We start from the raw sequence: 13978 nt of genomic DNA, 5'->3' as shown, positions 1-13978 counted from the left end.
CCTGAAGCGGGCCGGCGTAGCGTGCAGTCATCACTCACTGACACGAGGTTGACCCATGGCACGTTCGCTCACCACCACTCCCAAGGCCGATGGTTTCCGCCTGCCTGGCGAATTCGAGCGCAAGGCCGGCTGCTGGCTCGGCTGGCCCGAGCGGCCTGATGTGTGGCGCAATGGCGCCAAGCCTGCGCAGAAGGTCTGGGTCGAGATTGCCACTGCGATCGCCTCCAGCGAGCCGGTCACCGTCTGCGCGTCGGCTGCGCAGTATGCCAACGCCCGGCGCCTGCTACCGCCACAGGTGCGAGTGGTGGAAATGACCTGCAACGACACCTGGTTCCGCGACAGCGGCGCCTGCTTCGTGGTCAACGACAGCAGCGGTGAGGTGCGCGGTGTGGACTTTGAATTCAATGCTTACGGTGGCTTGGATGGCGGCCTCTATTACCCGTGGGACAAGGACGACCAGATTGCCCAGAAAATCCTCGAAATCGAAAACCTGGACCGCTACCGTGCACCGCTGATTGCCGAACTGGGAGGCATCCAGAGCGACGGCCAGGGCAGCTTGCTGACCACAGAGCAGTGCCTGCTCAACCGCAATCGCAATGCCCACCTGGGCAAGCACGAAGTGACCAGCAGGCTGCAGGACTACCTCGGCGCCGACCAGGTGATCTGGCTGCCCCGCGGCTGCAAGTTCGACGAAACCGATGGCCACGTTGACGATCTGGCGTGCTTCGTACGCCCAGGTGAGGTGGTGCTGCAATGGACCGACAACCGCGACGACCCGCAATGGGAGATCTACCAGGAGGCCTACGACATCCTGCGCAGCACCCGCGACGCGCGCGGCCGTGAACTCAAGGTGCACAAGCTGCCCCAGCCCGAGGTCTTGCAATGGACCGCCGAGGAGGCTGCAGGGCTCGATCAGGTCGAGGGCACGCATCTGCGCGAGGCCGGAACTCGCATCTGCGCTTCCTACATCAATTACTACGCCGGCAACTCGGCGATCGTCGTGCCGCTGTTCGGAGATCGCAACGACAGCATCGCCCAGGCGACCCTGGCCGAGCTGTTTCCCGAGCACCGCATCATCGGCATCGACAATTCCCGTGAGATCCTGCTGGGGGGCGGCAACGTCGCCTGCATCACCATGCCGCAATACGCCGGAGGCCGTCGCTGATGAACTATCCGATGCTGGCGGCAGCAGCCGTCTTGGGCTGCGCCACGTCGGTGGCCCTGGCAGCCGACGCACAGCAGCCGACCGTCAACCTGTACATCTGGGGCGAGTACCTCGCCCCGGACACCCTGAGCAATTTCGAGAAGGAAACCGGCATCCGTGTAGTCGCCGACCACTTCGACTCGCTGGAAACCGCCGAAACCAAACTGCTGACCGGTGGCAGTGGCTATGACGTGGTGCTCAGTGCCGGCCAGCACCTGAGCCGGGCCATCGCCAGCGGCGCGCTGCAGCCGCTGGACAAGGCGCAGTTACCGCACCTGGCGGGCGTTGGCGAAGAGTTTCGCCAGCACATGGCGATGTTCGACCCCGGCAACCGCTACGCCGGGACTTACGCCTGGGGCACGACAGGCGTGGGCTACCAGCAGCAGGCGGTGACGGCGCGCATGGCCGGGGCGCCGGTGGGCAGCTGGGCGATGCTGTTCGACCCGCAGGTGGTGGCGAAATTTGCCGATTGCGGAGTGAGCCTGCTCAACGACCCCAACGAGGTGTTCGCCGCCGTGATGCGCTACATGGGCCTGGACATCAACCAGCAACGCATCGAGGACCTGAAGGCGGCTGAAGTACAGCTGCGCAAGATCCGCCCGTACATCCGCTACTTCGACAATGACCGCAACATCAACGATCTGGCCAATGGCGAAACCTGCGTGGCGATGTCGTGGAACGGCAATGTGGCAATTGCCCAGGGGCAGGCGCAGCAGGCGGGTAAGTCGTTCGAGCTGGATTACAGCATTCCCGAGGAAGGCACGCTGATCTGGCTGGACGCGCTGGTGGTGCCCAAGGATGCGCCGCATCCGCAGGCGGCCTGGAAGCTGCTGGACTACCTGATGCGGCCGGAGGTGATCGCGCCGATCTCCGATACCATTCATTACGCCAATGCGATCACGGCAGCGGATGGGTTGGTGGAGGCGAGTATTCGCAACGCGCCGGGGACGTACCCGCCGGCGCAAGTGAGGGCGCGGCTATATGGCAAGAATGACAATGGCAAGGCGTTTAACCGGGAGCTGACGCGGGCGTTCAGTCGGTTGAAAAGTGGTACCTAGGCTTGAGTGATGGGGTGCTGGAACTGGCCTCTTCGCGGATGAATCCGCTCCTACAGATAACGCAGAACCTGTAGGCGCGGATTCATCCGCGAAGAGGCCATCACTGCCAACCATTCAGCTGGACGTTGCAGGTGCCTTGCGCCGAGGTTGCCTTGGCTTGCCTGCAGTCGCCTTGCCCTTGCTCCGGCCTTTCTTCTTCCACGGCGCCGCCTTGCCCACCGGTGGCCCGCTGATGGTCATGCGCATGCCGCTGCAGCGCTCCACCAGCTTGCCCATCCACGCCGATTGCCGGGCGACGAATTCTTCCAGGCTCATCTCGCCACTCTGCACCATGTCTAACGCCTGCTCCCAAATGGCCGTGGTCCCAGGGTCGGCGATGGCGCGGGGCACGGCGTCGATCAGGCTGAAGGCGGCCGCAGTGGCGGCCAGGGCCTTGCCATTCTTGGTCAGGTAACCTCGGTCCAGCAGGCCCTGGATGATGCTGGCGCGGGTCGCCTCGGTGCCGATGCCGGTGGTTTCCTTGAGTTTCTGCTTGAGCCGCGGATCGTCTACCAGCTTGGCGACGTTCTTCATGGCCTTGATCAGGTCGCCTTCAGTGAACGGCTTGGGTGGCTGGGTCCACAGGTCTTTCAGTTGAAGACCCTGGACGTTGCAGTCCTGGCCTTCGCGCAAAACCGGCAGTACCTGTGCCGGGGCTGCCTCGCGGCCCTTGGCCGGTGTCAATGCTTCGGGCAGCGCGCGGCGCCAGCCTGGCTCGACGATCTGTTTGCCGACGGCGCGCAGGGCGTGGCCTGCGCAGTCGAATTCGGCCTGGGTGCGATCGTATTCGTGGTTGGGCAGGAACTGCGCCAGGTATCGAGCGCGGATCAGAGTGTAGACCGCCTTGTGCTTGGCCGGCAGGCGTGACGGGTCGCTGGCGGCGGCCGTGGGGATGATGCCGTGGTGAGCACTGACCTTGGCGTCATTCCACGCCCGCGAGCGGCGCTGGTGCTCAAGGTGTGCCTGCAGCGGCGCCAGGCTGGCGTCGGCGCGTTGCAGGGCGTTGAGGATTGCGGGTGCTTCACTGTGCTGGCTGACGGGCAGGTAGCCGCAGTCACTGCGCGGGTAAGTGATCAGTTTGTGGGTTTCGTACAAGGCCTGGGCGATGTCGAGGGTTTCCTGAGCGCCGAGGCCGAATTTTTTCGAGCAAAGTTCTTGCAGGGTGCCAAGGTCGAAGGGCAGCGGGGCTGCCTCGCGCACACGCTCGGTGGCAACTTTGAGCACCCTCGCTGTGCCGGCGTTACCCATAGCGGCGGCGGCCTGTTGTGCCAGGGCTTGGTTGAGGCAGCGGCCCTGGTCGTCGCAGGTGTCTTCCGGCGCGCGCCATTGGGCGTTGAAAGCCTGGCCAGCATGCTCCAGCTGCACGTCGATGGCCCAGAACGGTACGGGCACGAAATCGGCGATGCTGCGGTCGCGGTCGACCACCAGCCGCAGGGTCGGGGTTTGCACCCGGCCCACGGGCAGCACGCCCTGGTAACCGGATTGCCTGCCGAGCAGGGTGAACAACCGGCTCATGTTCATGCCGATCAGCCAGTCGGCGCGCGAGCGGCCCAGTGCCGAGTGGTAGAGGTTGAAGGTTTCCTGGCCGGGCAGCAGTCGCGCCAGGGCCTTGCGAATGGACGCGTCGTCCAGGGCCGATAGCCACAGGCGTTGAATCGGGCCACGGTAGCGACAGTGTTCGACCAGCTCGCGGGCGATCATTTCGCCTTCGCGGTCGGCGTCGGTGGCGATCACAAGCTCACGCGCTTCGCCGAGCAGGCGTTTGACGGCCTTGAACTGACTGGCGGTCTTGGGCTTGACCAGCATTTTCCACTTTTCTGGAATGATGGGCAGGTCGGCGAGATTCCAGCGTTTGTAGCGCTCGTCGTAGCTGTCAGGTGGGGCGGTTTCGAGCAGGTGGCCGATGCACCAGGTCACGCAGACGTCGGTGCCTTGCCAGCAGCCGTCGGCCTTGCGGGTAGCGCCAAGGACCTTGGCAATGTCTTTTGCCTGGGAGGGTTTTTCGCAGAGGAACAGGCGCATGGCCGGATACGCTTCATCGTGGTGATGGGCACTAGGATGCGCAAGCGCGGGCGCGGAGGCAAGTTTTATCTGGATGGATGTACAGGTTTTTGTCAGTGGAGGTGTATTGTCTTCACCGGCCTCTAGGCGGCCGGTGAAGACAACTGTGGATCAGGCGATCTCGCGTGAATCGCGCACCATGTCCACATGCGGGATGCCGGCTTCGAGGAATTCCTCGCTGACTACCCGGAAACCCAAACGCTCGTAAAACGGCGTGGCGTGCACTTGGGCGCTGAGCATCTGCTGCTTCAGGTCGCGGTTCTGCGCTTCGGCGATCACCGCATGCATCAGCGCATCGCCTACTTTCAGCCCGCGCCAGTCCTTGAGCACCGAGATGCGCCCGATGGTGCCGTCCGCCAGCAGGCGGGCGGTACCGATCGGGTAATCACCTTCCAGCGCCAGGAAATGCAGGGCGTCCTGGTCTTCCGAGTCGAACTCCAGTTCCGGTGGAATGTGCTGTTCGGCGACAAATACAGCTTCCCGGATACGGCGGATATCGGCGTTGTCCTTGTGCCAGTCGGCGAGGCGCACACGAATCTTATTCATTGGCGAATCCCAAGCTTCCTTGTTTGATCAATTGCTGTACCAACATAAGGCCATCTTCGTCCTGCAGCCACGCCTCAAGGTTGTCGATATGTAACGCATCGGCGGAGCACACCAGCTTCAGCAGCTCCCGCAGCTTGGCCGGCAGCGGGCAGCTGCGGCCGCTGGCGAACAGCATCAGGTCGTCGCCCAGCTCCGACCAGGCCATGCGTGCGCTTGGGTTACGGATCAGGATCGCGCCATCTTCAAGGGCCTCGATCAGCTCCTGCTCGTCCAGCTCTTCACCGACGACCTGCTCTGGGTAGCGTGGCTCGGTCATGAACTGGCCGAACCAGGTCAGCAGCAGGTCCTTGTCGTTGGTGTGCTTGTCGATCAGCGCCTTGAGGCGGTCGAGGGCGTCATGCTGGATCTGGTGCGGGTCGCTGGCCGGTTGGGCATCGGCGTCGCTGTAGCGCTCTTCGTCCGGCAGGAACTGGCCGAGGAAGTCGGTGAAGTGGGTCAGCACTTCGGCGGCGCTCGGTGCGCGGAAGCCGACCGAGTAGGTCAGGCAGTCGTCTACTGCCACGCCGTAGTGAGCCAGGCGCGGTGGCAGGTAGAGCATGTCGCCGGGTTCCAGGGTCCATTCGCCGCTCTGTTCGAATTCAGCGAGGATGCGCAGGTCGGCGTGCTCCAGCAGCGGGCTCTCGCTGTCGCACATCTGGCCGATCTTCCAGTTGCGCTGGCCGTGGCCCTGCAGCAGGAACACGTCGTAGTTGTCGAAGTGCGGGCCAACGCTGCCGCCCGGGGTGGCGAAGCTGATCATCACGTCATCGATACGCCAGCTCGGCAGGAAGCGGAAGTGCTCCAGCAGTTCGGCGACTTCCGGCACGAACTGGTCGACGGCCTGTACCAGCAGGGTCCAGTCCTTTTCCGGCAGGTCGGCGAAAGTGTCTTCGTTGAACGGGCCGCGGCGCAGCTCCCAAGGGTGGGCGCCGTGTTCGAGCACGATACGCGACTCGACTTCCTCTTCCAGGGCCAGGCCGGCCAGCTCGTCGGGGTCGATCGGGCTTTCGAAGTCCGGGAATGCCTGGCGCACCAGCAGCGGCTTCTTCTGCCAGTAGTCGCGCATGAATTCGCGGGCCGAGATGCCGCCGAGCAGCTGCAGTGGAGTATCAGGATTCATGTTCAACCTATTGAAAAAACGTAATTTTGATACGGGAATAAAAACGCCCGGCGAGGCCGGGCGTTATACGCGACGGTCAGCTTAGATGCGTTTGGCCTGTGCTGCCGCGTTACCGATGTAGGTAGCGGGGGTCAGCAGCTTGAGTTCGGCCTTGGCTTCGGCGGGCATGTCGAGGCCGTCGATGAAGGTCAGCAGCGCTTCTGGCGTGATGCCCTTGCCACGGGTCAGCTCCTTGAGCTTCTCGTAGGGGTTCTCGATGTTGAAGCGGCGCATCACGGTCTGGATCGGCTCGGCGAGGACTTCCCAGCAGGCGTCCAGGTCGGCGGCGATGCGGGCTTGGTTGACTTCCAGCTTGCCGATGCCCTTGAGGCTGGCCTCGTAGGCGATAACGCTGTGGGCGAAACCCACGCCCAGGTTGCGCAGCACGGTGGAGTCGGTCAGGTCACGCTGCCAGCGCGAAATCGGCAGCTTGCTGGCCAGGTGCTGGAACAGTGCGTTGGCGATACCCAGGTTGCCTTCGGAGTTCTCGAAGTCGATCGGGTTGACCTTGTGCGGCATGGTCGACGAGCCGATTTCGCCGGCAACGGTCTTCTGCTTGAAGTAGCCCAGCGAGATGTAGCCCCAGACGTCGCGGTCGAAGTCGATGAGGATGGTGTTGAAGCGGGCGATGGCGTCGAACAGCTCGGCGATGTAGTCGTGCGGCTCGATTTGGGTGGTGTACGGGTTGAACTGCAGGCCCAACTCGTCTTCGATGAAGGCGCGGGCGTTTTCTTCCCAGTCGATCTGCGAATAGGCCGACAGGTGGGCGTTGTAGTTGCCCACGGCACCGTTGATCTTGCCCAGCAGCGGCACGGCAGCGACCTGGGCGATCTGGCGCTCCAGGCGGTACACGACGTTGGCCAGCTCTTTGCCCAGGGTGGTCGGCGAAGCCGGCTGACCGTGGGTGCGCGAAAGCATCGGCACATCGGCGTGGGCGTGGGCCAGGGCACGGATGGCCTCGGCGATCTGGCGCATCAGCGGCAGCAGCACGTCGTCACGGCCAGCGCGCAGCATCAGCGCGTGGGACAGGTTGTTGATGTCCTCGCTGGTGCAGGCGAAGTGGATGAACTCGCTGACCTTGGCCAGCTCAGGCAGTTGGGCAGCCTGCTCCTTGAGCAGGTACTCGATCGCCTTGACGTCGTGGTTGGTGGTGCGCTCGATATCCTTGACGCGTTCGGCGTGCTCGAGCTTGAAGTCGGTGGCCAGGCCGTCCAGCAGGGCATTGGCTTCGGCGGAGAACGCCGGCACTTCGCCAATCTGCGGGTGGGCGGCCAGACGCTGCAGCCAGCGTACTTCGACCAGGGCGCGGAAACGGATCAGGCCGAATTCGCTGAAGATGGGGCGCAAGGCCTGGGTTTTGCCGGCGTAACGGCCGTCTACAGGGGAAACCGCAGTGAGCGAAGAAAGCTGCATGGGGTGTTCTCGGACAGTCAGGCTTTTGGAAGGGCGCATATCATACATGAAAAATGCGCCGAGGTCGGGTGGCTGACCAAAGGTCGGGCCTATAAAAAGCGTGAGGCGTTCCTGCAGGATCAGGACGAGGTACGCATCATGTCGTACAGCTCGTTGAGCAGCTTGCGCCGGCTGAACACCAGTTGCCAGCGATGCCCGCCCAACTGTCGCCACAGGCGTGCGGCGCGGATGCCGGCGAGCAGCAGGGCGCGGATTTTCGACGCGTTGCTGGACTGCTGCAGGAAGCGCATGTCGCCATGCACCTGAATACGCTGGCGCAGGGTGCTCAGGGTGTCCTGGTACAAGGCTCCACTGGAAGCGATGACGTTTTCGTGAACCAGGCCGAAATGGTCAGCCTGGGACTGAATTTGCGGCAGGCGGTTGCCGATGGTGTCGAGCAGGTCGCCGCGTTTGTTCAGCTGGCGCTCCAGGCCCAGCATCGACAGGGCGTAGCGCAGCGGCTCGCGCTGCAGGCTGCTGGGGTCGCGCTCAAGTGCGCCAACCAGTGCACGGTAGCCGTCGCGCAGGTTGATGTCATCGCCGCCGAACACCTCCAGGGTGTCTTTGGGGTCACGCACCAGCAGGCTGCCGAGCATACAGCCGATATTGGCTTCGCTGGCCTGGCCGGTGCGGGCGATGCGGTCGACCAGCACGGCAGCCTGGAACACGCCGCCCAGGGCAATCAATTGCTCCTGCAGGTTGCTCATGCGCGTGGGCTCCACGGCTCGGCGGTTTCGATCACGCCGCCGCCCAGGCACACTTCACCGTCGTAGAACACCACCGATTGGCCCGGTGTAACGGCACGCTGAGGCTCATCGAACACGGCGCGGTAGCCGCTCTCGGTCAACTCCAGGGTGCATTGCTGGTCGCTCTGGCGGTAGCGCACCTTGGCGGTGAGCCTGCGCGGGGTGCTGAGGTCGATCGGGTTGACCCAGAAAATCTCCGAAGCGAGCAGGGCGCGGGAGAACAGCCACGGGTGTTCGTTGCCCTGGCCGACCACCAGCACGTTGCGCGCGAGGTCCTTGTGCAGCACGTACCACGGCTCGTCGCCTGCGTCTTTAAGGCCGCCAATGCCCAAGCCCTGGCGCTGGCCAATGGTGTGGTACATCAAGCCGTGGTGGCGGCCGATCACTTCACCCTCGGTGGTCTGGATTTCACCTGGCTGGGCTGGCAGGTACTGCTTGAGGAAGTCGCTGAAACGGCGCTCGCCGATGAAGCAGATACCGGTGGAGTCCTTCTTCTTGGCAGTGGCCAGGCCGTGTTTTTCGGCGATGGCACGCACTTCGGGCTTCTCCAGCTCGCCGACCGGGAACAGCGTGCGGGCGATTTCCTTGCCGCCCACGGCGTGCAGGAAGTAGCTCTGGTCCTTGTTCGGGTCCAGGCCCTTGAGTAGTTCGGTGAGCTCACCGGTGTCACGGCGGCGCACATAGTGGCCGGTGGCAATCAGGTCGGCGCCCAGCGACAGGGCGTAGTCGAGGAATGCCTTGAACTTGATCTCGCGGTTGCAGAGGATGTCCGGGTTGGGCGTGCGACCGGCCTTGTACTCTTCGAGGAAGTGTTCGAAGACGTTGTCCCAGTATTCGGCGGCGAAGTTGGCCGTGTGCAGCTTGATGCCGATGCGGTCGCACACAGCCTGGGCGTCGGCCAGGTCTTCACGGGCGGTGCAGTATTCGGTGCCGTCGTCTTCTTCCCAGTTTTTCATGAACAGACCTTCCACCTGGTACCCCTGCTCGATGAGCAGAAGGGCGGAGACGGAGGAGTCCACGCCGCCGGACATGCCGACGATGACGCGGGTCTTGGCGGGGTCTTTGAGTGCTGGGCTGGTCATGGCTACCGATGTGTATCAAGGGGGAAAAGCGCCGATTCTATCAAACCCGAGGCGGCGCGTCAGTCGCGCAGCAGGTCGAGGCTATGTAGCGGGCCTGCGAGGTAGTCGTCGAGGCAGCGGGGCACCAGTTCGCTGCGCCAGCGGGTGGGGTCGGCCAGCAGCTCTTCGCGGGTCAGCCAGACGGCGCGGACGATGTCGCTGTCCAGGGCCAGGTCGGCGTGGTGGCGCAGCGGGCGGGCGGCGAAGCAGATGCGCTGGTAGGTCACGCCATTGCTGGGGGCGGTGTAGAGGTAGATGCCGACCACGCCGGTCAGCTCGACTTCCCAGGCGGTCTCTTCCAGGGTCTCGCGCAGGGCGGCCTGGGGCAGGGTTTCGTTGGGTTCGAGGTGGCCGGCGGGTTGATTGAAGACGTGCTGGCCGGCTTTGAATTCTTCGACGAAGAGGAACTTGCCGTCGTGTTCGACGACGGTGGCGACGGTAATGTGGGGTTGCCAGGTCATGAAAAGCTCCTTAAGGGCTTGCACGGACCCTGTGGGAGCGGGTTTACCCGCGAATGCGTCGGTGTATTCAACATCGCATTCGCGGGTAAACCCGCTCCCACAGGGTTCGCGTTCGCCGCTGGAAATCATTTGTCCAGAAAGCACAAACCCCGGTGCGTGGCCGGGGTTTGTGGTGTTACTTCAAGTGAACCTTACAGTGCCGCGATGGCGCTGTTCAGGGTCTGGCTTGGGCGCATCACTTTGGCGGTCAGCTCGGCATCCGGGGCGTAGTAGCCGCCGATGTCGGCCGGCTTGCCCTGGACGGCGTTAAGCTCGGCGACGATGGTCGCTTCGTTTTCGGCCAGGGTTTTTGCCAGCGGAGCGAAACGCGCCTGCAGGGCAGCGTCGTCAGTCTGAGCGGCCAGGGCTTGCGCCCAATACAGGGTCAGGTAGAAGTGGCTGCCGCGGTTGTCGATACCACCGACTTTGCGCGAGGGCGACTTGTTGGTGTCGAGGAACTTGCCGGTGGCCTGGTCCAGGGTGTTGGCCAGGACCTTGGCGCGCGGGTTGTCGTAGGTGTTGCCCAGGTGCTCCAGGGAAGCGGCCAGGGCCAGGAATTCACCCAGCGAATCCCAACGCAGGAAGTTCTCTTCGACCAGCTGCTGTACGTGCTTCGGTGCCGAACCACCGGCGCCGGTTTCGAACAGGCCACCGCCGTTCATCAGCGGCACGATCGACAGCATCTTGGCGCTGGTGCCCAGCTCCATGATCGGGAACAGGTCGGTCAGGTAGTCACGCAGCACGTTGCCGGTCACCGAGATGGTGTCCTTGCCTTCGCGGATGCGGGCCAGGGAGAACTTGATGGCATCGACCGGTGCCAGGACACGGATGTCCAGGCCAGCGGTGTCGTGGTCCTTCAGGTAGGCCTGCACCTTCTCGATCATCACGCCGTCGTGGGCGCGGGCCGGGTCCAGCCAGAACACCGCAGGGGTGTTGCTCAGGCGGGCGCGGTTGACGGCCAGCTTGACCCAATCCTGGATCGGCGCGTCCTTGGTCTGGCACATGCGGAAGATGTCACCGGCTTCGACGTTCTGCTCCAGCACGACCTTGCCCTTGCCATCGACCACGCGCACGACGCCGTCGGCCTGGATCTGGAAGGTTTTGTCGTGGGAACCGTACTCTTCGGCTTTCTGCGCCATCAGGCCGACGTTCGGTACGCTGCCCATGGTGGTTGGGTCGAAGGCACCGTTGACCTTGCAGTCTTCGATGGTCGCCTGGTAGATGCCGGCGTAGCAGCGGTCCGGGATGATCGCCTTGGCGTCCTGCAGTTCACCGGCGGTGTTCCACATCTTGCCCGAGTCACGGATCATGGCCGGCATCGAGGCGTCGACGATGACGTCGCTCGGCACGTGCAGGTTGGTGATGCCCTTGTCGGAGTTGACCATGGCCAGGGCCGGACGCTCGGCGTACAGGGCCTGGATGTCGGCTTCGATCTCGGCCTGCTGCTCGGCTGGCAGGTCCTTGATGCGGGCGTACAGGTCGCCGATACCGTTGTTGGCGTTGAAGCCAACCTGGCTCAGCGCAGCAGCGTGCTTGGCCAGTACTTCGCCGTAGAACGCTTCGACGATGACGCCGAACATGATCGGGTCGGAGACTTTCATCATGGTGGCTTTCAGGTGCACCGACAGCAGCACGCCAGCGGCCTTGGCATCGGCGATCTGCTCGACGATGAAGGCTTTCAGGGCCTTGCGGCTCATGGTGGCGCAATCGATGATTTCAGCGGCTTTGACGGCGGTCTTTTCTTTCAGGACGGTGGTGTTGCCGTCTTTGCCGACCAGCTCGATGCGCAGGCTGTCGTCAGCTTCGATCAGTGCTGCCTTTTCGCTGCCGTAGAAGTCGCCTTTGGTCATGTGGGCAACGTGCGACTTGGAGTCGGCAGCCCAGGCCCCCATTTTGTGTGGGTGCTTGCGGGCGTAGTTCTTGACCGACAGCGGCGCGCGGCGGTCGGAGTTGCCTTCGCGCAGTACCGGGTTCACGGCGCTGCCCTTGATGCGGTCGTAGCGGGCGCGGGATTCTTTTTCTTCGGCGGTGGCCGGCTCGTCGGCGTAGTCCGGGATGTTGTAGCCCTTGCCCTGCAGCTCTTTGATCGCCGCTTTCAATTGCGGGACCGAGGCCGAGATGTTCGGCAGCTTGATGATGTTGGCTTCAGGGGTGGTGGCCAGCTGGCCCAGTTCCGCCAGATGATCGGCTACCTGTTTTTCGGCGCCGAGTTGCTCCGGGAATGCCGAGAGGATACGGCCTGCCAGCGAGATATCGCGGGTTTCGACGGCGATGTCAGCGGAAGCGGTGAAGGCTTCGACGATCGGCAGCAGCGAATAGGTGGCGAGGGCAGGGGCTTCGTCGGTGAAGGTATAGATGATCTTGGAACGGGTGGGCATGCGGGTTAACTCTCTATGTGCTGAGCGTACTCGAGTCTCGAGGTGCGCAGGGTAGGCGCTTCGCCCTGGCGACGCCATGAGCGGAAAGTCGAGAGGCTGCGAGCGGTGATGGTGGATGCATCAGTCGAGCGTCAAGTGCTGGGCTGCGGTAACAGCGCAGGCTTAATGGCCATCGCTGGCCGAGGGCGAGCCGCATTTTCCTGGGTTTCGCCCCGATGACCCTTCGGTCGCGGCGCAGTATATCAAACCATTCGGGCTATTCAGCAAGGCCAAGTGACATTGGCGCCATTTATAAGACCAAAGACGTAGGGGCAATGTGGTGCGTTGTCGCAGTGCTTGCAGGTCGGCGGATGTGGTTTAGGCTCAGTGGGATCGCATGAAGTCCAATCACACCCGAAAGCGGAGTAGTGCAAGCATGGGATACCAGAAAATCAAGGTTCCGACCGACGGCACCAAGATCACCGTCAATGCAGACCATTCGCTCAATGTGCCCGACAACCCCATCATTCCTTATATCGAAGGCGACGGGATTGGCGTCGATGTCTCGCCGGTGATGATCAAGGTGGTCGATGCCGCCGTGCAAAAGGCCTACGGCGGCAAGCGCAAGATCGCCTGGATGGAGGTGTATGCCGGGGAAAAGGCCACCCAGGTTTATGACCAGGACACCTGGCTGCCGCAGGAAACCCTGGATGCGGTGCGCGACTATGTCGTCTCGATCAAGGGGCCGCTGACCACACCGGTGGGCGGTGGCATCCGCTCGCTCAACGTGGCCCTGCGCCAGCAGCTGGACCTGTATGTGTGCCTGCGCCCGGTGCTGTGGTTCGAGGGCGTGCCGAGCCCGGTCAAGAAGCCGGGCGATGTCGACATGGTGATCTTCCGCGAGAACTCCGAAGACATCTATGCCGGCATCGAATGGAAGGCCGGCTCGCCCGAGGCGAACAAGGTGATCAAGTTTCTCAAGGAGGAAATGGGCGTTACCAAGATCCGTTTCGACCAGGACTGCGGGATCGGCGTCAAGCCGGTATCGAAAGAGGGCACCAAGCGCCTGGTGCGCAAGGCCCTGCAGTACGTGGTGGACAACGACCGCGAGTCGCTGACCCTGGTGCACAAGGGCAACATCATGAAATTCACCGAGGGCGCATTCAAGGACTGGGGGTATGAGGTGGCCAGAGACGAATTTGGCGCCGAACTGCTCGATGGCGGCCCATGGATGAAGTTCAAGAACCCCAGGACCGGCCGCGAAGTGATCGTCAAGGACGCCATTGCCGACGCCATGCTTCAGCAGATTCTGTTGCGCCCGGCTGAATACGACGTGATTGCCACGCTCAACCTCAACGGCGACTACCTCTCTGATGCGCTGGCGGCGGAAGTGGGAGGTATCGGTATCGCGCCGGGGGCTAACCTGTCCGATACCGTGGCCATGTTCGAGGCTACCCACGGCACTGCGCCCAAGTATGCGGGCCAGGACAAGGTCAACCCGGGGTCGGTGATTCTTTCGGCGGAAATGATGCTGCGCCACATGGGCTGGACCGAAGCGGCCGATCTGATCATCAAGGGCACCAATGGCGCGATTGGGGCCAAAACTGTGACTTATGATTTCGAGCGGCTGATGGAAGGGGCGAAGCTGGTGGGCAGTTCAGGCTTTGGCGATGAAATGATCAAGCATATGTGAGGC

Annotated in this window: 11 protein-coding genes; 3 read left to right on the top strand and 8 right to left on the bottom strand. The window is 63.1% G+C overall.

Translation table 11 applies throughout. The features are described from left to right. Positions 1-55 precede the first annotated feature (55 nt). Both aguA and ACIQUF_RS07340 read left to right on the top strand, forming a co-directional pair. On the top strand, positions 56-1165 hold the full coding sequence (gene aguA / locus ACIQUF_RS07345; protein ID WP_403129929.1) for an agmatine deiminase: 1110 nt from the start codon (positions 56-58) through the stop codon (positions 1163-1165). Beyond that, positions 1165-2262 (top strand): extracellular solute-binding protein, encoded by a 1098-nt coding sequence (locus ACIQUF_RS07340; protein WP_403129927.1) that lies wholly within the window; start codon positions 1165-1167, stop codon positions 2260-2262. Before aguA ends, ACIQUF_RS07340 begins: the two co-directional genes overlap by 1 nt. 114 nt (positions 2263-2376) lie before the next feature. Here the strand turns inward: ACIQUF_RS07340 and ACIQUF_RS07335 are convergent, their stop codons facing one another. The 8 genes from ACIQUF_RS07335 to ACIQUF_RS07300 form a co-directional block, all read right to left on the bottom strand. Continuing rightward, positions 2377-4323, bottom strand: coding sequence for a DNA topoisomerase III (locus tag ACIQUF_RS07335; RefSeq protein WP_403129925.1), 1947 nt, complete (start codon positions 4321-4323; stop codon positions 2377-2379). 150 nt (positions 4324-4473) lie between these two features. Then, a complete protein-coding gene (locus ACIQUF_RS07330; protein ID WP_403129923.1) occupies positions 4474-4908 on the bottom strand; it encodes a GNAT family N-acetyltransferase in 435 nt (144 codons plus the stop codon). Beyond that, entirely contained in the window at positions 4901-6067 is a 1167-nt protein-coding gene (locus ACIQUF_RS07325; RefSeq protein ID WP_403129920.1) for a JmjC domain-containing protein, read from the bottom strand. Before ACIQUF_RS07325 ends, ACIQUF_RS07330 begins: the two co-directional genes overlap by 8 nt. Before the next feature lie 81 nt (positions 6068-6148). Continuing rightward, positions 6149-7519 (bottom strand): adenylosuccinate lyase, encoded by a 1371-nt coding sequence (purB, locus tag ACIQUF_RS07320; RefSeq protein WP_403129918.1) that lies wholly within the window; start codon positions 7517-7519, stop codon positions 6149-6151. A gap of 119 nt (positions 7520-7638) precedes the next feature. Then, positions 7639-8265, bottom strand: a complete 627-nt coding sequence (gene hflD / locus ACIQUF_RS07315) for a high frequency lysogenization protein HflD (RefSeq protein WP_403129916.1) — start codon at positions 8263-8265, stop codon at positions 7639-7641. Continuing rightward, entirely contained in the window at positions 8262-9386 is a 1125-nt protein-coding gene (gene mnmA / locus ACIQUF_RS07310) for a tRNA 2-thiouridine(34) synthase MnmA (protein ID WP_403129914.1), read from the bottom strand. The genes hflD and mnmA overlap by 4 nt, the downstream gene beginning before the upstream one ends. 59 nt (positions 9387-9445) lie before the next feature. Next, the gene (locus ACIQUF_RS07305) at positions 9446-9886 is read right to left on the bottom strand and encodes an NUDIX hydrolase (RefSeq protein WP_403129911.1); all 441 of its coding nucleotides are present in this window, start codon (positions 9884-9886) and stop codon (positions 9446-9448) included. Positions 9887-10077: 191 nt separating this feature from the next. Continuing rightward, entirely contained in the window at positions 10078-12303 is a 2226-nt protein-coding gene (locus ACIQUF_RS07300; protein ID WP_403129909.1) for an NADP-dependent isocitrate dehydrogenase, read from the bottom strand. Positions 12304-12718: 415 nt separating this feature from the next. Here ACIQUF_RS07300 and icd point away from each other — a divergent pair, with 415 nt between their 5' ends. Continuing rightward, positions 12719-13975, top strand: coding sequence for an NADP-dependent isocitrate dehydrogenase (gene icd / locus ACIQUF_RS07295; protein ID WP_400794314.1), 1257 nt, complete (start codon positions 12719-12721; stop codon positions 13973-13975). Positions 13976-13978 lie beyond the last annotated feature (3 nt).

It is taken from the genome of Pseudomonas sp. NPDC090233, from assembly GCF_044772285.1.
GTDB lineage: Bacteria > Pseudomonadota > Gammaproteobacteria > Pseudomonadales > Pseudomonadaceae > Aquipseudomonas.
The sequence above is the reverse complement of the archived record's forward strand: the minus strand, read 5'-3'. Positions and strand labels throughout refer to the sequence as shown.